Below are 18,067 nucleotides of genomic sequence, written 5' to 3'. Positions count from 1 at the left end.
CTGAGGCCATCCCTCGACTTAAAGGAGCACGTGACATGAAGATCGTTATCCTCGGCGCAGGTCCCGGCGTCGGCCTGGCGACGGCCCGCCGCTTCGGCAGGGAGGGCTTCGAGGTCGCGCTGGTGTCCAGGAACCGGGATCATCTGACGCCGCTGATCGAGACCCTGGCGGGCGCGGGCGTCACTGCCACGGCGCACGTGGGCGACCTGGCGGACGAGACCTCGCTGACCGGCGCGCTCGACGGCGTCGGCCAGGTGGACGTCCTGCTCTGCAACGGCGTGGGCGCCGGCGGGACGCTCACTCCCGCCCTGGAGGTCACCAGGGAGAGCGCCAGGGAAGCCTTCGACGGGGCGGTGCTGGGCGCGGTCACGGCGGTCAGGGCCGTCCTGCCCGGCATGCTGGCGCGCGGCTCCGGCACCCTGCTGTTCACCTCGGGCATCTCGGCCGTGCACCCGCTGCCGTTCCTGGGCAATGTCGGCATGGCGGGGGCGGCTCTGCGCAACTACGTGTTGTCCCTGGCGGAGGTCCTGGCCGGCCGGGGTGTGCACGTCGGCCACGTGCCCATCGCCGCCGCGGTCGCGCCCGGCTCCCCCGCCGCGCCCGAGATCGTGGCCGAGACCCACTGGAGCCTGCACGCCGGCCGTGACCGGCACGAGGTGATCCTCGGCGATCTGGCGACCGTCCAGGCGGCGATCAGCGCCATGGAGTGACGGCCTTCGAGTACGGCTACGGGCGGGCCGTGGGGTGCGGGCCCGGGGTCAGGACGGCGTAGGCGTCGTGGATCCAGTCCGTCAGGGCCGGGCGCGTCGAGGCCGGGTCGATGATGTCCTCCACCAGGAACGCCTCCGCCGTCCTGAACGGCGACCTGACCGCCTCCAGCCGCTCGGCGATCTCGGCCTTCAGCGTGACGGCGTCCGGCCCCGCCTCGGCCAGCATGCGTTTGAAGGCCACCTCCAGCCCGCCCTCGATCGGCAGCGAGCCCCAGTCGCCCGACGGCCATGCCACGCGCAGGCCGTAGCGGTCATGAGGGCGGTGGGCGGCGCCGGCGACGCCGAAGACGCGGCGGACGAGCACCGAGGCCCACGGGATCGTGGACTGGTAGACGGCCGCCAGCGCCCGTGCGCCCCGCCTGATCGTGCCCGCCCGTTCCGCCGCCGTGCCGATGACGAAACCGGGCTGGTCCACCAGGTGCACCACCGGCAGGTGGAACGTCTCGGCCAGATCGACGAAGCGGGCCGTCTTGTCGGCGCCGCCGGCCGTCATGCCACCGCCGTACACGTGCGGGTCCGAAGCCAGGACCGCCACCGGGCAGCCGTCCAGGCGGGCCAGGGCGGTGATCACCGAGGGGGCGAACCGGCGGCCCAGCTCCATGACCGAGCCCGTGTCGAAGACCAGGTTCAGGATCGCCCGCATGTCGTAGGGTCGGCGGCGGTCCCTTGGGACGATCTCCCGCAGCTCAGGCGCGGTCCTGCCGGGATCGTCGGCGGGGTCTGTGCGCGGCGGCGGTTGCCAGGCGCTCTGCGGCAGGTACGCCATCACCCTCCTGACCAGCTCGAACGCCTCAAGCTCCGAATCGGCCACCAGGTCCACCGTGCCGGCCGCCGAGACCGTGCGCCAGCCGCCCAGCTCCTCCTTGCCGACGCTCTCCCCCATCCCCGCCTCCACCACCGCCGGCCCCGCGATGAACACCTGCGACAGCCCTTTCACCATGATCGAGACGTGGGAGGTGACCAGCCGGGCGGCGCCGAGCCCGGCGACGGGTCCGAGGGCCAGCGCGATCACCGGGATCCTGCCCAGGTTCGCCACCACCTGGTCCCAGCCGGGGTTGTGCGGCACGTACGTACGCCCATGATCCTCAAGCTGCTTGACGCTGCCCCCGCCCCCGGTGCCGTCGATGAGCCTGACGAGCGGCACCCGCATCTCGCCCGCCATCCGCTCGGCCAGCACCTGCTTGTCGTGGATGGCGGCGTCGGCCGCCCCGCCGCGCACGGTGAAGTCGTCACCCGCCACCACGACCCGCCGGCCGGACACCCGGGCCCGGCCGATGATCACGTTCGAGGGGGTGAAGCCGTCGGCGGAGGTACGGCCGGTGAGGGCGCCGACCTCCTGCCAGGAGTCGGTGAGCGCGGCGAGCCGTTCGCGGATGGTCAGGCGGCCCGTGGCGTGCTGGCGGGCGACCCGTTCCGCGCCTCCCATGCGCTCGGCCAGCTCTTTGCGGCGCTTCAGTTCGGCGAGTTCGGGGTCCCACACGTCGCACCTCCACTACGTACCGGCTGGTCGGTACATTAGCCGAAGGAGCGCAAAACGGTCAGAGCGTGTAGTCGAGGGTGTAGGAGTGTATGCCGTCCGGGGCGATGGTGATGCCCATCTCGCCCCTGATCCCCTGCAGCCCGCCGGTTCCCGAGTCGGCGACGATCCTGACGCGCAGGCCCTGCTCTCCCCGGTCACTCGTGGCGTCGTGCTGGACGACGAAAGAGCCCTCGCGCCCGTCGAGGGTCGCCTCGATGCGTTCCAGCGCCACGTACGAGCGCGAGTCCTCCACCGGCGTGGTCGCCACCATCATGGTGACGACGCTGGTGCCGGTGAGGTCGCCGTGGAAGGTCTTGGTCAGCGTCACGAGCCCGAGCGTGACGCCGTCGCGGTCGTCGAAGGGCGGCTGGGGGCTCCAGCCGGCGGTGTCGAAGGTTCCCTTTGCCGTCATGGGGAAGAGCCTGACAGGCGTACCTGTCAGGTTGTGTCAGGTACCCGCGGCGAGAAGTGCCCCGGTGAACTCGTTGCCGAACTTGCCGGTCGGGTCGAGCCGGCCCACCAGCGAGCGGAACCGCTCGGGGCAGGCGGGCCACCGGGTGAACAGCTTGCCCCAGTGCGGGATCGGCTCGAAGGGCGCCAGCGTCTCCTCCACCAGCTCCAGCACCGGCATCACGGTGGCCACGTCCCTGACCCAGGTGAAGTGGATGCCCACGCAGTCGCGGCCGTGGAAGGGGCTCAGCCACAGGTCGTCGGCGGCGATCGAGCGCACCTCGGAGATCTGCAGGGCCGGGCGGATGCGGTCGCCGATGGCGAACAGCTCGCGCAGCGCCTTGACCGCGTGCTCCCTGGGCACCAGCAGCTCCGACTGCAGCTCGTCGCCCGCGCCGCTGGGCGGGGAGTCGGCGCGGAAGTGCGGCAGCCGCTCGTACCAGGGGCCGGGCACGCCCAGTTGCGGCGTGCAGGTGTCGGCCGGCATGTCGGGCAGGGGGTGGCGGGGGCCGGTGGCCGCGGTGGTGCCGTACCAGTCGGGGGTGGTCAGCTCCTCCTCGCGCTTGAGCCAGACGCGGGTGTCGCGGAAGTCGGTGAACAGGCTGACGCTGTAGCCGCTGGCCATGATCTCGTCGAAGTGCGTGAGGGCTTCCTGGGACAGGCCCTCGCGTACGTACTGGCGCAGCTCGAAGGCGGGCACCAGGTCGAGGGTCAGCGAGGTGACCACGCCGAGCGCGCCGACCGAGACCACCGCGCCGGGGAAGTCGGCGTCGCCGCGCGAGAGCGACAGCAGCGAGCCGTCGGCGGTGACGAGGTCGATCCCGGACACGGCGGCGGACAGGCTCGGCCGGGCGACGCCGGAGCCGTGCGTGCCCGTCGCGACCGAGCCTCCCACGGAGATGTGCGGCAGCGAGGCCAGGTTGGCCAGCGCGAACCCGGCCTGGTGCAGGCGCGGCGCGAGCTGCGCGTACGTCATGCGCGCCCCGACCCGCACCGTGGCCGTCGCGCTGTCGATCTCCACCTGCTCCGGCACCTGGTCCAGCACCACGAGGTCGCCGGTGGTGTCGGCGACGTGGTTGAAGGAATGCCCGCTGCCCAGGGCCCGCACCTTGGCGGCGGCCGCGACGAGCCCCTGAAGCTCGTCGAGCGAGGTCGGATGGTGCACGTTCTTCGCCTGGAAAGTGGTGTTCCCGGCCCAGTTGGTCAGCGTCACGGCCTTACCCTCCCACAACGTTGCCTTGTCAGCCCGGCCGGGTACCGCTAGTTTCAGGTGCCGCTGACGCTGGAAACCAGAGGTGTGCCGTGCTCTATTTGTCCCAGGCTCTCGGCCTGGCCACGCTCGTGCTCTGGCTTTACTGCCTCTTCGACGCGATCACCACGCCGAACGAGCTCTGCCGCAACCTGCCCAAGATCTTCTGGGTGGTGATCGTGTTGCTGTTCCCGCTGATCGGGTCGGTCGCCTGGCTGGTGGCGGGCAGGCCGGAGCGGTCCTCGGGGGCCGTCACGCAGCCCAGCGCGTTCCCCGAGTACGACCGCCCGGGCCGCTTCGCCGCCTCCAGCCCCGACGACGACGAGGAGTTCCTGCGCCGCTGCCGCGAACGTGCCGAGGAGCAGCGCAGGAACGCCCCCAAGAAACCCTCCGAGGAGGGTTAGAAGCCCTGGGCCAGGCGGTAGTACGCCTGGTTCCAGCGCAGCTCCTTGGTGAAGCGCTCGGTCGTGGTGCCGGCGTCGATGACGACCAGCTCCACGCCCAGCATGTCGGCCAGGTCCGTCAGCTCCTCGCGGCCGACCACCTTCGACAACACCGTGTGGTGCGGCGCGCCCGCGGTGAGCCACGACTCGGTGGAGGTACGCAGGTTCGGCCGCGGCCTCCACACCGCGCGGGCCACCGGCAGCTTGGGCAGCGGCTGGGGCGGCGCGACCAGGTCGATCTCATTGGCGACCAGGCGGAAGCGGTCACCCATGTCGGCCAGGCCCACCACGATGCCGGGGCCGGGCTCGGCGTCGAACACGAGCCGCACCGGGTCCTCCCGGCCGCCGATGCCCAGCGGGTGGATCTCGCACGACGGTGTGCCCGAGGCGATGGACGGGCAGACCTCCAGCATGTGCGCGCCCAGGATGAGCTCCTGGCCTGGCGTCATGTCGTAGGTGTAGTCCTCCATGAAGGAGGTCCCGCCCGGGGCCATGGCCTTCAGGGTGCGCAGCAGGACCGAGGTCTTCCAGTCGCCTTCGCCGCCGAAGCCGTACCCGTCGGCCATGAGCCGCTGTACGGCCAGGCCGGGCAGCTGGCGCAGGCCGCCGAGGTCCTCGAAGTTCGTGGTGAACGCCTTGAACCCGCCCGACTCCAGGAAGCTCCGCATGCCCAGCTCGATCCTGGCGGCGTAGCGCAGCGACTCGTTGCGCTCGCCGAGCAGTTCGGGGGCCACGGCGTACTGCTCGGCGTACTCCTTGACCAGCGCCGTCACGTCGGCGTCGGAGGCCGCGTCCACGACCTCCACCAGGTCGTTGACGCCGTAGGTGTTCACCGAGACGCCGAAGCGGAGCTGCGCCTCGACCTTGTCGCCCTCGGTGACCGCCACGTCGCGCATGTTGTCGCCGAAGCGGGCCAGCTTGAGCGTGCGCACCTCGGCCAGGCCCTTGGCGGCGCGCAGCCAGGTGAGGATGCGCTCGCCCACGGCCGGGTCGGACACGTGCCCGGCCACGGTCTTGCGCGGCACCCCGAGCCGGGTCTGGATGTGCCCGAACTCGCGGTCGCCGTGCGCGGCCTGGTTGAGGTTCATGAAGTCCATGTCGATGCTCGCCCACGGCAGCTCGACGTTGGCCTGCGTGTGCAGGTGCAGCAGCGGCTTGCGCAGCGCGTCCAGCCCGGAGATCCACATCTTGGCCGGGGAGAAGGTGTGCATCCACGCGATCACGCCGGCGCACGAGTCGTCGGCGTTGGCCTCCAGCATGATCCGCCGGATGGCGGCCGCGTCGGTCAGGACGGGCTTCCACTCCACCGGCATGGGCAGCTGCTCGGCGATGCGCTGGGACTGCTCGGCCACCTGGCGCAGCGTGTCCTCGCCGTAAAGTCCCTGGCTGCCGGTCAGAAACCAGATGTTCAACGCGGGCTCCTCTGTCCGTAGACGTTCTGGTAGCGGTCGTAGAGGCTGTCGATGTCGTCCTGCGCGATGGGCAGCGGGTCGCCGAGCTGGCGGGCCACGTGGACCGTACGGGCCACGTCCTCGCACATCACGGCGGCCTTCACGGCCGCCTTGGCGTCCTTGCCGATGCTGAAGACGCCGTGGTTCTGCATCAGGACCGCCTTGGAGCGGTGGCCCTTCAGCGTCTCGACGATGCCCTGGCCGATCGAGTCGTCGCCGATCAGGGCGAACGGCCCGAGCGGGATCTCGCCGCCGAACTCGTCGGCCATCGCGGTCAGCACGCAGGGGATGGCCTCGCCCCTGGCGGCCCAGGCCGAGGCGTAGGTCGAGTGGGTGTGCACGACCCCGCCCACGTCGGGCATGTTGCGGTAGACGTAGGCGTGCGCGGCGGTGTCGCTGGACGGCGAGTGCTCGCCCTCCACCAGGTTGCCGTCCAGGTCGCACACGACCATGTTGGCCGGGGTCAGCTCGTCGTAGGAGACGCCGGACGGCTTGATCACGAACAGGTCCTCACCGGGGACCCGGCCGGAGACGTTGCCCGCCGTCCAGACCACCAGGTTGTAACGGACCAGCTCGGCGTGCAGGTCGGCGACGGTCTTCCTGATGACATCGATCATGCGTGGGCCTCGTTCCTGATCGCGCGCAGCGCGTGCAACATCTGTCCGTCTCCGAAGAAGTCGTGGAGCCTGCGGTATTCGGCGTAGAGCCGGTCGTAGGCGTCGGCGCGGGCCTCGTCGGGCACGTACGCGTTCTCGGTGCGCTTGCCCATGGCCGCCGCGGCCGCCTCGATGCCGGCGTACTCCCCCGCCGCCACGGCCGCGTGGATCGCCGAACCGAGCGCGGGCCCCTGGTCTGAACCGATGACCGACAGCGGGCGGCGCAGCACGTCGCTGTAGACCTGCATGAGGAAGCGGTTCTTCAGCAGCCCGCCGGCCACGATGAACTCCTCGACCGGCACGCCCGACTTCTCGAACGTCTCCACGATCATCCGCGCGCCGAACGCCGTGGACTCGATGAGCGCCCGGTAGACGTCCTCGGGCTTGGTCGCCAGGGTCTGGCCGACGATCACGCCGGACAGGTTGTGGTCCACCAGCACCGAGCGGTTGCCGCCGAACCAGTCGAGCGCGACCAGCCCGTGCTGGCCCACGGCCTGCTTCTCGGCCAGCTCGGTCAGGCGCTCGTGGCCGTCGGTGCCGAAGTTCTCGACGAACCAGGCGAAGATGTCGCCGACCGCCGACTGCCCGGCCTCATAGCCCCACAGGCCCGGCACGATGCCGTCCTGGACGACGCCGCACATGCCGGGCACCTCGGCGAGCTGGTCGCTGGGCATGATGTGGCAGGTGGAGGTGCCCATGATGGCCACCATCTGGCCGGGCCGCACGGCGTCCGCGGCGGCGGCCGTGACGTGGGCGTCCACGTTGCCGACGGCCACGGCGGCGCCCTCGGGCAGGCCGGTCCACTGCGCGGCCTGCGCGGTCAGGCGGCCGGCCAGGCCGCCCAGCGGGGCCAGCGTGACCTCACCGGTCGTGTCGCCGACCTCGCCGGTGGCGAGCTTGGCCGCGAAGTCGGCGAAGCCCGGGTTGAGCTCGGCGAGGTAGTCGCGCGAGGGGTAGCTTCCGTCCTGGAAGACGCCCTTGTAGCCGACGGTGCAGATGTTGCGGCTCTCGGCGCCGGTGAGCTGCCAGATGATCCAGTCGGCGGCCTCGATCCAGCGCTCGGTCCTGGCGTACACCTCGGGGGCCTCTTCGAGCAGTTGCAGGCCCTTGGCGAACTCCCACTCCGAGGAGATCTTGCCGCCGTAGCGCGGCAGCCAGCTCTCGCCCCGGCGGGCGGCCAGCTCGTTGATCCGGTCGGCGTGCGGCTGGGCGGCGTGGTGCTTCCACAGCTTGGGCCAGGCATGCGGCTCGGCGGGCGTCTCGAAGCACAGCGGCGTGCCGTCGGCCCTGGTGGGCATGACGGTGCAGGCGGTGAAGTCGGTGCCGATGCCGACGATCTCCTCGGCCGGTACGCCGGCGGCGGCGACCGCGGCCGGAACGGCGATCCTCAGCACGTCGATCCAGTCCTGCGGCGACTGCAGCGCCCAGTCAGGGCCCAGACGCACATCGCTGCCGGGCAGGCTGTGCTCGATGACGCGGTGCTCGTACTCGTGGACGGCGCTGCCCAACTCGGCGCCGTCGCTCACACGCACGACGACGGCACGCCCTGACAGGGTGCCGAAGTCAACTCCTACCACGTATTTGTTAGCGTTCACATTGAACTCCAGGGGATTTCCGGGGGCATCCTCATCATCTACCTGACGCAATCATCTGACAGGAGCCGTGCTCGACCTCACGACGAAGCTGGGCCGCACCACCAGCCGCTCGTACGCGGTGGGCCCGCCGTCGATCTGCAGGCCGATCTGCCGCAGCAGCACCTCGATGCAGTGTCTGCCCACCACGTCGAAGTCCTGCCTGACCGTGGTCAGCGGCGGCGAGAAGAACTCCGACTCGGGGATGTCGTCGAAGCCGACCACGCTGATCTGGTCGGGAACCCGCACCCCCTTCTCGGACAGGGCCCGCAGCACGCCGAGCGCCATCTGGTCGTTGGCCGCGAAGACGGCGGTGACTCCGTCCATCGCGGCCAGGCTCTTGCCCGCCTCGTAGCCGGCCCGCGGGCTCCAGTCGCCCGCCAGCGGATCGGGGACCGGCCGGCCCGCCTCCTCCAGGGCGGCGCGCCAGCCCTCAAGCCGGCCTTCGGTCTCCGGCCAGTCCTGCGGGCCTGTCACGTGCCAGACCGTCTCGTGGCCCTGGGCGAGCAGGTGGCGCGTGGCGAGCCTGGCGCCCTCCCGCTGGTCGATGCAGACCACGGACACGTCGGTGCGCTGCGTGCCCTCGACCGCGACCGCCGGCAGCCCCACGGGCAGGCTCTCCAGGGCGCGCGCGGCCGAGCGCTGCGGCGCGACCACGACGACGCCGTCCACGCCCTGCTCGGCGAGGTACTCGATGGCGTTGCGCACGTTGTCCGCGTCGATCGACTTCAGGCTCACGATGCTGACGAAGTAGCCCGCGGTCCTGGCCGCCTGCTCGATGCCGTAGATGGTGCTGGCGGGGCCGTACAGCGTGGTGTCGAAACTCACCACGCCGAGGGTCCTCGAACGCTTGGTGACCAGGGCGCGGGCTACCAGGTTGCGCCTGTAGCCCAGCTGGGTGATCGCCGCCTCGACCCGGGCGCGGGTGTCGGCCCGGACGTTGGGATGGTCGTTGAGCACCCGGGAGACCGTCTGGTGCGACACGCCGGCCTCCCTGGCCACGTCGGCCATGACCGGCGGGCGGCGCTTGGGTGTCGTCACGGTCTCTCCTTTTCCTGAGCTCCGGGGATCCTACTAACGACCGGCCCCTGCCCTGCGCTTGGTCCACACGTCGAACGCCACCGCCGCGAGCAGCACGATGCCCTTGACCAGCATGACCCTTTCGCTGGGCGAGCCGATCAGCGACATGCCGTTGTTGATCACCGCCATGATCAGGCCGCCGGTGATGGCGCCCACGACCTTGCCGACGCCGCCCTGCACGGCCGCGCCGCCGATGAAGGCCGCCGCGATGGCGTCCAGCTCGAAGCTGTTGCCGGCGGTCGGGCCCGCCTGGTTGAGCCGGCCGGCGAAGATGATGCCGGCGATGGCCGACAACACGCCCATGTTCACGAAGATCCAGAACACGACCGACTTGACCTTCACGCCGGACATGACGGCCGCCTGGAGGTTGCCGCCGATGGCGTAGATCTGCCGGCCGAAGACCGTGCGGTTGGCCATCATCGAGTACGCCAGCACGAGGATCGCCAGCAGCACCAGCACCCACGGCAGGTTCTTGAACCGGGCGAGCTGGATGACCAGGAACATGATCAGCGCGGCGCCCGCGGCCATCTTCACCACGAACAGCGCCATCGGCTCGACCGACTGGCCGTAACCCTTGCGCGCGCCCCTGGTGCGCCACTGGGCGGTGATCATGCCGACCACCGCGACGACGCCGATCAGCAGGCTGAACAGGTCGGCGCCGCCCAGCGGGCCGAGGCCGATGTTGCCGAGGTAGCCGCTGGTGAAGCCGTTGGCCAGGGTACGGACCTGGTCGGGGAACGGGCCGATGCCCTGGTTGCCCAGGACGGTCAGCGTCAGCGCGCGGAACAGCAACATGCCGGCCAGCGTCACGATGAACGCCGGGATGCCGAAGTAGGCGATCCAGTAGCCCTGCCAGGCCCCGATGAGGGCGCCGGCGACCAGCGTGGCCAGCAGCGCCAGCGGCCACGGCCAGCCCATGTTCACCATGAGCACCGCGGCCAGCGCTCCCGTGACCGCCACCACCGAGCCGACCGACAGGTCGATGTGCCCGGCGATGATGATCAGGATCATCCCGATCGCGAGGATCAGGATGTAGGAGTTCTGCACGATGATGTTCGAGATGTTCTGCGGCGTGAGCAGCGCGCCGTCGGTCAGGACCGAGAACAGCAGGATGATCAGTGCGAAGGCGATGTAGATACCGCTGGCCCGCAGGTTGAGCGAGATGCCGCCGAGCGACACCCGGCCCGGCTGCCGTGGCGCTCCTCCGTCGCCCGTGGCGCCGACCTTCATGTCGGCGGGCGTGACGCTGCTCATCTCAACTACTCCTGTCCCTTGGTCATGAGATGCATGAGGTTCTCCTGGGTAGCCTCCTGGCGGGGCACCTCGCCGGTCACGCGGCCTTCTGAGAGCGCGTAGATGCGGTCGCACAGGCCGAGCAGCTCAGGCAGCTCAGATGAGATCACCAGCACGGCCTTGCCCTGGTCGGCGAGGCGGTTGATGATCGTGTAGATCTCGTACTTGGCGCCGACGTCGATGCCTCTGGTGGGCTCGTCGAGGATGAGCACGTCCGGCTCAGTCATGATCCACTTGGACAGCACGACCTTCTGCTGGTTGCCGCCGCTGAGCTGGCCCACCACGCTGTTGACGCTGGGGGCCTTGATGTTCATGCTCCGGTGGAACTCCTCGGCGATCCGGTACTCCTCGTTCTCGTTGACCACGCCGCGCTTGGCCAGGCCCTTGAGCCCGGCGGCGCTGATGTTGCGCTTGATGTCCTCGATGAGGTTGAGCCCGTACCGCTTGCGGTCCTCGGAGGCATAGGCGATGCCGTGCCTGATCGCGTCCTGCACGTTGCGGATCTCGATCGGCTTGCCGTCCTTGAAGACCTTGCCGGAGATGTGCACCCCGTACGTGCGCCCGAACACGCTCATCGCCAGTTCGGTACGCCCGGCGCCCATCAGCCCCGCGAGCCCGACGATCTCACCGCGCCGCAGCGTGAGCGCGGCCCGGTCGACCACCTTGCGGTCGGGCTGGCTGGGGCTGTAGACCGTCCAGTCCTCGATCCGCAGTGCCTCCTCGCCGACCGTCGACTCGTGCGGCGGGAAGCGGTTGTCCAGTGCCCGGCCGACCATGCCGGAGATGATGCGGTCCTCCGTGACGTGGTCGGCGGCCATGTCGAGGGTCTCGATCGTGCGCCCGTCACGGATGATCGTGACGGAGTCGGCGATCGCGGTCACCTCGTTGAGCTTGTGGGAGATGATCACGCAGGTGATGCCCTCGTCCCGCAGGCCGCGCAGCAGGTCGAGCAGGTGCGCGGAGTCGTCGTCGTTGAGGGCGGCGGTCGGCTCGTCGAGGATGAGCAGCCGCACCTCCTTCGACAACGCCTTGGCGATCTCGACGAGTTGCTGCTTGCCGACGCCGATCTCGGAGATGGCCGTCGTGGGGTTCTCCCGCAGCCCGACGCGCTTCATCAGCGCGTCGGCCTCGTAGTTGGTGCGGTTCCAGTCGATGAAACCGCGCTTGGCGCGCTCGTTGCCGAGGAAGATGTTCTCCGCGATCGACAGCTGGGGGCTGAGCGCGAGTTCCTGGTGAATGATCACGATGCCGGCGTGCTCGCTGTCGCGGATGCCGCCGAACTCGCAGGCCTTGCCCTCGAAGGTGATCTCGCCCTCGTAGTCGCCGTGGGGGTAGACCCCGGACAGCACCTTCATCAGGGTCGACTTCCCGGCGCCGTTCTCGCCGCAGATGGCGTGGATCTCGCCTCTCCGGACCGACAGGTTGACGTCCTGGAGCGCCTTGACGCCGGGGAAGGTCTTGGTGATCCCGCTCATCCGCAAGATGTGCTCGGTCATATTGTCCTCGCTCAGGCGAGGCCCCGGGGAACGCGTCCCCGGGGCGCAGGCCCTACTTGAGCTGGTCCTCGGTGTAGTAGTTGCCGCCGACGATGACTTCCTTGTAGTTGGTCTTGTCGACGATCACCGGGTCGAGCAGGTACGAGGGCACGACCTTGTTGCCGTTGTCGTAGTCCTTGGTGTTGTTCACCTCGGGCTTGCCGCCCTTGAGCACGGCGTCGGCCATCTTCACCGTCTGCTCGGCGAGCTTGCGGGTGTCCTTGAAGATGGTGGAGTACTGCTCGTCGGAGATGATCGACTTGACCGACTGCAGCTCGGCGTCCTGCCCGGACACGATCGGGTACGGCTTGCCGTAGCCGGAGCTCTTCAGCGCCGACAGGATGCCGATGGACAGACCGTCGTACGGGGACAGCACACCCTGGATCTTGGTGTTGCCCGTGTAGGTCTTGGTGATGATGTCCTCCATGCGCTTTTGCGCCGTGGCGGGGTCCCACCGCAGGATGGCGGCCTGCTTGAAGTCCGTCTGACCGCTCTTGACCACGAGGGTGCCGTCGTCGATCTTCGGCTTCAGCACCGACATCGCGCCGTTCCAGAAGAACGTGGCGTTGTTGTCGTCGGGCGAGCCGCCGAACAGCTCGACGTTGAACGGGCCCTTCTTGCCGTCCTCGACGCCGAGGCCCTTCAGCAGCGAGGTCGCCTGCTGCACGCCGACCTTGAAGTTGTCGAAGGTGGCGTAGTAGTCGACGTTCGGGCTGTTGCGGATCAGCCGGTCGTAGGCGATGACCGGGATCTTGGCATCGGCCGCCTGCTGGAGCTGCGAGGTGATCGCGGTGCCGTCGATCGAGGCGATGATCAGGAGCTTGGCGCCCTTGGTGATCTGGTTCTCGATCTGGTTGGCCTGCGTCGGGATGTCGTTCTCGGCATACTGGAGGTCGACCTTGTAGCCGAGCTTCTCGAGCTGCTGCTTGACGTTGTCGCCGTCGTGGATCCAGCGCTCGGAGGACTTGGTGGGCATGGTGACGCCGATGAGGGCGCCCGCGTTACCGGCCGCGGCCGAGGAGGATGCCTCGGCGTCGACAGTCTTCTGGCTGGAGCCACAGGCCGTCATGGTCGCGGCGAGCGCGATGGCGGACACCACGCCCCCGATCCGTCCCAACCTCATGTGCATCCCTTTCATTGGGGGTCGCGGCAGCGCTGGACGCGGCTACTGCCGGTTGTTTAGTGGCGAAATTCGATCACCGAACGTGACGAATTAGAACAAAGTTCGCACCCGTTACCGCTGATTGTTATCGCTAACAACGTTCATGTCAACGCTCGGACATAACTGGACGGAAACTTTCCTGTAACATTCATGCAGGTCAGCGACGTGAGCGGCCCGTGAACAGCCACTGCAACAGGATGAAGACGAAGAGCAACATTCCGATGAAGATCTTGGTCCACCAGGACAGCAGCGTCCCCTCAAAGCTGATGATCGTCTGAATCAGTCCGAGCACGAGCACGCCGAGCACGGTCCCGAGCAGGAAACCGCTGCCGCCGGTCAGCAGCGTGCCGCCGATGACCACCGCCGCGATCGCGTCCAGCTCCATTCCCGAGGCGTGCAGCCCGTAACCGGACAACATGTAGAACGACAGCAGCACGCCGCCGAGCGCCGAGCAGAAGCCGCTGATCGTGTAAACGGTGATCTTGGTCCGGCCCACGGGCAGCCCCATGAGCAACGCCGACTGCTCGTTGCCGCCGGTGGCGTAGACCGAGCGGCCGAAGCGCGTGTAGTGCAGCACGTACGCCGCCACCACCACGACCACCAGCGCGATGATCACGCTCGGTGAGATCCACATGTCGGCGAACAGGTCTATCCTGGTCTGCGCGAACGCCGTGAACGTCGGGTCCTCGATCGGGATCGAGTCGGTCCCGATCGTGTAGCAGAGCCCCCGCGCCAGGAACATCCCCGCCAGCGTCACGATGAACGGCTGGATGTCGAAGGCGTGCACGATGTAGCCCATCACCAGCCCCAGCCCGGCCCCGATGGCCAGCACCAGCGGCACCACCAGGTACGGCGGCCACCCGGGGCCCGCCATCAGACTGGCCGAGATCATCGTGGACAGCGCCACCACGGAACCCACCGACAGGTCGATGCCCCCGGTGAGGATCACGAACGTCATCCCGACCGCCACCACCAGCAGGAAGCCGTTGTCGATGAAGACGTTCAGGATGACCTGCCCGCTGGCGAACCCCTCGTAGCGGATCCCGCCCACCACGAACATGGCCACGAACAGGCAGCCGGTCACCAGGACCGGCAGGTACTTCGCGGGCACGCCGACCCGCCCGATCGTCATGGTGGTCACGCGGTGGTCACCCGCACTTTCTCTGGGGAAGCCGTGCGCCGGCGGAACACCTTCTCGCGGAACGACGGGGACTGGATGAGGCAGACCGCCGTCACGACCAGCGCCTTGAACAGCAGCGTGGTCTCCGGCGGCACGCCGATCGAGTAGATCGTGGTGGTCAGGGTCTGGATGATGAGCGCGCCCAGCACGGTCCCGCCGAGCGAGAAGCGGCCACCGGCCAGCGACGTTCCGCCGATCACCACGGCCAGGATCGCGTCCAGCTCGATCCACAGGCCGGCGTTGTTGCCGTCGGCGCTGGAGACGTTCGAGCTGATCATCAGCCCGGCCACGCCCGCGCACAGGGCGGCGAACACGTACGCCATGATGATGATCCCGCGCGCCCTGATGCCCGCCAGCCTGGCGGCCTCGGCGTTGACGCCGACGGACTCGATCAGCATGCCCAGCGCCAGCCGCCTGGTCAGGAACGCGGTGATGGCCAGCACGCCGAGCACGATGAGGATGCCGACCGGCACGGTCAGCCAGTAGCCGCCGCCGATCACCTTGTACTCGGGGCTGTTGACGGTGATGATCTGGCCGTCGGTGATGAGCTGGGCCAGGCCGCGCCCGGCCACCATGAGGATGAGCGTGGCGATGATCGGCTGGATCCCGATGCCGGCGACCAGGAACCCGTTCCAGGCCCCCAGCACCAGGCACAACCCGAGCGCCAGCGCCACGGCCGTGAACAGGCCCTGGTCCTGGCTGATCTGCAGGCAGGCCAGCGCACCCGAGATCGCCACCACCGAGCCGACCGACAGGTCGATGCCGCCGGTCGCGATGACCAGCGTCATCCCGAGCGAGACCAGGATCAGCGGGGCGCCGAAGCGCAGGATGTCGATCAGGCTGCCGTACAGGTGGCCGTCCTTGACCTCGATCGAGAAGAAGCTGGGCGTGAAGAACACGTTCAGCGCCAGCAGCAGCACCAGGACCACGAGGGGCCACAGCAGACGTCTCATGGGACTCGCTCTCCGCTCGGGGTCGCATCCGCCCGCCCGCCGCTCGCGATGGTCTCCATCAGCACGTCGCTGGTCAGCCGGTCGTCGTTGGGCAGTTCGGCCACCAGCCGCCGGTCGCGCAGCACCTGCACCTTGTGGCTGAGCCGCAGCACCTCCTCCAGCTCGGCGGAGATGAACAACACCGCCACGCCGCCGTCCGACAACTCGGCGACCAGCCGCTGGATCTCGGTCTTGGTGCCCACGTCGATGCCCCGGGTGGGCTCGTCCAGGATGAGCAGCCTGGGCTCCAGGATCAGCCACCTGGCCAGCAGCACCTTCTGCTGGTTGCCGCCGCTGAGGTTGCTCACCAGGTGCTCGGGGTTGGGCGGGCTGATCTTCAGTGCCTTGACGTACCTGTCCACCAGCTCGTCCTGCTGCTCGCGCGGCACCGGCCTGGTCCAGCCCCTGGTGGCCTGCAGGGCCAGGATGATGTTCTCGCGCACGGTCAGGTCCGGGATGAGCCCGTCGGCCTTGCGGTCCTCCGAGCAGAACGCGATCTTCTGCGTCATCGCCGCGCGGGGCGTGCGTAACGACGCCGGCGCGCCGCCGACCGCGATCTCTCCCGTGCTGGCGTGGTCGGCGCCGAACAACAACCTGGCGATCTCCGTACGGCCGGAGCCGAGCAGCCCCGCCAGGCCCACCACCTCGCCCTCGTGGATGGTCAGGCTGAACGGCTCGATCGCCCCGGTACGGCCCAGCTCGCGCGCCTCCACCAGTGGCCGGTCGAACACCTTGGCCTCGCCGTGGATCCGCTCCAGCGCGGCCAGCTCCTGGCCGATCATCTTGGCGACCAGCTCGACCTGCGGCAGCTCCCTGGTCGGGTACTCCCCCACGAGCCGCCCGTTGCGCAGGATCGTCATGCGGTCGGAGATCTCGTAGACCTGGTCGAGGAAGTGGGAGACGAACAGGATCGCGATGCCCTCCTCCTTCAGCCGCCGCATCACCCTGAACAACTGCCGGACCTCGTCGGCGTCCAGGCTGGAGGTCGGCTCGTCGAGGATCAGCACTCTGGCGTCGATGTCGATGGCCCGCGCGATGGCCACCATCTGCTGGATGGCCAGCGAGTACGCCGACAGCGGCGCGGACACCTCCAGGCTCAGCTCCAGCCGCGACAGCAGCTCACCGGCCCTGGCCCGCATGCGTTTCCAGTCGATCCGCCCCAGGCGCCGCGGCTCGCGCCCGAGCAGGATGTTCTCGGCGACCGAGAGGTTCGGGCAGAGGTTGACCTCCTGGTAGACGGTGCTGATCCCGGCCTGCTGCGCCTCCAGGGGGCTGGCGAACGCGACGGGCTCGCCGCCCAGCTCGATGGTGCCCCCGTCGGCGGGGTAAACGCCGGTGAGCACCTTGATCAAGGTGGATTTGCCCGCGCCGTTCTCTCCCATGAGCGCGTGCACCTCGCCGGGCAGCAGCCGCAGGTCCACGCCGTCCAGGGCCCTCACCCCCGGAAACTGTTTGCCGATCCCGCTCATCGTCAGGACCGGCGCGGGTACAGCCATTCGCTTCCCCTTCTGCGTCTAATGGCCTCACTCCGTGAGGCGGGCTCGGTCGCCATATGCCGCCGCCTTCCCCCGCTCTGGTCGCTACGCTCCCGGCGCTCCTCCAGGCGACGGCACTCCCTCGCAGGCGGCCCGGCTGTGTCGCCGGGCCGCCCGGTGTCTCAGTACTGGCGGTCGGCCAGGACCTGCTTGGCCTGCTCCTGGGTGAACGTGGTCTCCTCGGTCACCACGCGGGCGGGCACCTGCTCGCCCTTGACGACCTTCTTGGCCAGGTCCATGAGCTGCGGGCCGAGCAGCGGGGAGCACTCGACGATGAAGTTGATCTTTCCGTCGGCGAGCGCCTGCATGCCGTCCTTGACCGCGTCGACGGTGATGATCTTGATGTCCTTGCCGGGCACCTTGCCCGCACCCTCGATGGCCTCGATCGCGCCCAGGCCCATGTCGTCGTTGTGCGCGTACAGCACGTCGATGTCCGGGGTGGACTTCAGGAAGGCCTCCATGACCTCCTTGCCCTTGGCCCGGGTGAAGTCACCGGTCTGCGAGGCGACGATCTTGAACTTGGTGTCGGCCGCGATGACCTCGGCGAAACCGGCCTTGCGGTCGTTGGCCGGCGCCGAACCCGTCGTGCCCTGCAACTCGACGATGTTCACCGGATCCTTGGTGTCCTTGTACTCCTCCACCAGCCAGGTGCCGGCCTTCTTGCCCTCCTCGATGAAGTCCGAGCCGAGGAAGGTCTTGTAGAGGGTGGTGTCCTTGGAGTCGACCGCGCGGTCGGTCAGGATGACCGGGATCTTCGCGTTCTGCGCCTCCTTCAGCACCGTGTCCCAGCCGGACTCCACCACCGGCGAGAAGGCGATGATGTCCACCTTCTGCTGGATGTAGGAGCGGATGGCCTTGATCTGGTTCTCCTGCTTCTGCTGGGCGTCGGAGAACTTGAGCGTGATGCCCGCGTTCTTGGCCGAGTCCTGCACGGACTTGGTGTTCGCGGTGCGCCAGCCGCTCTCCGCGCCCACCTGGGAGAAGCCCATGGTGATCGCGTCGTTCCCGCCGCCGCCCGTACCGGCGGTGGTGGTACCGCCGCCACCGCCGCACGCCGCCACCGACATCGCGGTGAGCCCGGCGAGCACCAGAGCCGAGATCCTCTTTAACACGTGGGGGGT

16 protein-coding genes are annotated in these 18,067 nt (G+C 69.0%); 2 read left to right on the top strand and 14 right to left on the bottom strand.

Annotation, left to right across the window (positions count from 1 at the left end; translation table 11 throughout):
* The first annotated feature begins 35 nt into the window (after positions 1-35).
* Positions 36-710, top strand: coding sequence for an SDR family NAD(P)-dependent oxidoreductase (locus tag AB0I81_RS37665; RefSeq protein ID WP_360667109.1), 675 nt, complete (start codon positions 36-38; stop codon positions 708-710).
* 16 nt (positions 711-726) lie between these two features.
* Here the strand turns inward: AB0I81_RS37665 and AB0I81_RS37660 are convergent, their stop codons facing one another.
* From AB0I81_RS37660 to AB0I81_RS37650, 3 genes are read right to left on the bottom strand one after another with little or no spacing between them, the layout of a single operon-like run.
* Positions 727-2,250 (bottom strand): carboxyl transferase domain-containing protein, encoded by a 1,524-nt coding sequence (locus tag AB0I81_RS37660; protein ID WP_360667106.1) that lies wholly within the window; start codon positions 2,248-2,250, stop codon positions 727-729.
* 58 nt (positions 2,251-2,308) lie between these two features.
* The gene (locus tag AB0I81_RS37655) at positions 2,309-2,701 is read right to left on the bottom strand and encodes a DUF3224 domain-containing protein (RefSeq protein ID WP_360667103.1); all 393 of its coding nucleotides are present in this window, start codon (positions 2,699-2,701) and stop codon (positions 2,309-2,311) included.
* Between the two features lie 36 nt (positions 2,702-2,737).
* Positions 2,738-3,952 carry an FAD-binding protein gene (locus AB0I81_RS37650; protein ID WP_360667100.1) on the bottom strand — a complete coding sequence of 405 codons (1,215 nt, stop codon included), beginning with the start codon at positions 3,950-3,952 and terminating at the stop codon, positions 2,738-2,740.
* 89 nt (positions 3,953-4,041) lie between these two features.
* Between AB0I81_RS37650 and AB0I81_RS37645 the strand changes: the two genes are divergently transcribed.
* Positions 4,042-4,392, top strand: coding sequence for a PLD nuclease N-terminal domain-containing protein (locus AB0I81_RS37645; RefSeq protein ID WP_360667097.1), 351 nt, complete (start codon positions 4,042-4,044; stop codon positions 4,390-4,392).
* Here the strand turns inward: AB0I81_RS37645 and araA are convergent.
* The 11 genes from araA to AB0I81_RS37590 all read right to left on the bottom strand — a co-directional run bounded on the left by araA (position 4,389) and on the right by AB0I81_RS37590 (position 18,058).
* The gene (gene araA / locus AB0I81_RS37640; protein WP_360667094.1) at positions 4,389-5,843 is read right to left on the bottom strand and encodes an L-arabinose isomerase; all 1,455 of its coding nucleotides are present in this window, start codon (positions 5,841-5,843) and stop codon (positions 4,389-4,391) included. The two genes, AB0I81_RS37645 and araA, sit on opposite strands and share 4 nt — an antisense overlap.
* Complete coding sequence (locus AB0I81_RS37635; protein WP_360667091.1) at positions 5,840-6,499, bottom strand: L-ribulose-5-phosphate 4-epimerase; 660 nt, start codon at positions 6,497-6,499, stop codon at positions 5,840-5,842. Before AB0I81_RS37635 ends, araA begins: the two co-directional genes overlap by 4 nt.
* The gene (gene araB, locus AB0I81_RS37630) at positions 6,496-8,115 is read right to left on the bottom strand and encodes a ribulokinase (protein WP_360667584.1); all 1,620 of its coding nucleotides are present in this window, start codon (positions 8,113-8,115) and stop codon (positions 6,496-6,498) included. The genes AB0I81_RS37635 and araB overlap by 4 nt, the downstream gene beginning before the upstream one ends.
* Before the next feature lie 69 nt (positions 8,116-8,184).
* Positions 8,185-9,210 (bottom strand): LacI family DNA-binding transcriptional regulator, encoded by a 1,026-nt coding sequence (locus tag AB0I81_RS37625; RefSeq protein WP_360667088.1) that lies wholly within the window; start codon positions 9,208-9,210, stop codon positions 8,185-8,187.
* 33 nt (positions 9,211-9,243) lie between these two features.
* A complete protein-coding gene (gene mmsB, locus AB0I81_RS37620; RefSeq protein ID WP_360667085.1) occupies positions 9,244-10,503 on the bottom strand; it encodes a multiple monosaccharide ABC transporter permease in 1,260 nt (419 codons plus the stop codon).
* A 5-nt stretch (positions 10,504-10,508) separates the two neighbouring features.
* Positions 10,509-12,038 (bottom strand): multiple monosaccharide ABC transporter ATP-binding protein, encoded by a 1,530-nt coding sequence (mmsA, locus tag AB0I81_RS37615; RefSeq protein WP_360667083.1) that lies wholly within the window; start codon positions 12,036-12,038, stop codon positions 10,509-10,511.
* 52 nt (positions 12,039-12,090) lie between these two features.
* Positions 12,091-13,200, bottom strand: a complete 1,110-nt coding sequence (chvE, locus tag AB0I81_RS37610; RefSeq protein WP_360667080.1) for a multiple monosaccharide ABC transporter substrate-binding protein — start codon at positions 13,198-13,200, stop codon at positions 12,091-12,093.
* A 196-nt stretch (positions 13,201-13,396) separates the two neighbouring features.
* Positions 13,397-14,371 (bottom strand): galactofuranose ABC transporter, permease protein YjfF, encoded by a 975-nt coding sequence (yjfF, locus tag AB0I81_RS37605; protein WP_360667581.1) that lies wholly within the window; start codon positions 14,369-14,371, stop codon positions 13,397-13,399.
* Between the two features lie 5 nt (positions 14,372-14,376).
* Positions 14,377-15,372, bottom strand: coding sequence for an ABC transporter permease (locus AB0I81_RS37600; protein WP_360667077.1), 996 nt, complete (start codon positions 15,370-15,372; stop codon positions 14,377-14,379).
* Positions 15,369-16,907 (bottom strand): sugar ABC transporter ATP-binding protein, encoded by a 1,539-nt coding sequence (locus AB0I81_RS37595; RefSeq protein WP_360667074.1) that lies wholly within the window; start codon positions 16,905-16,907, stop codon positions 15,369-15,371. Before AB0I81_RS37595 ends, AB0I81_RS37600 begins: the two co-directional genes overlap by 4 nt.
* A gap of 161 nt (positions 16,908-17,068) precedes the next feature.
* The gene (locus AB0I81_RS37590) at positions 17,069-18,058 is read right to left on the bottom strand and encodes an ABC transporter substrate-binding protein (protein ID WP_360667071.1); all 990 of its coding nucleotides are present in this window, start codon (positions 18,056-18,058) and stop codon (positions 17,069-17,071) included.
* Positions 18,059-18,067: the final 9 nt, after the last annotated feature.

Origin of the sequence: Nonomuraea sp. NPDC050404, assembly GCF_040655495.1 — a bacterium.
Taxonomy (GTDB): domain Bacteria; phylum Actinomycetota; class Actinomycetes; order Streptosporangiales; family Streptosporangiaceae; genus Nonomuraea.
This window is presented reverse-complemented; position numbering and strand designations above follow the sequence as displayed.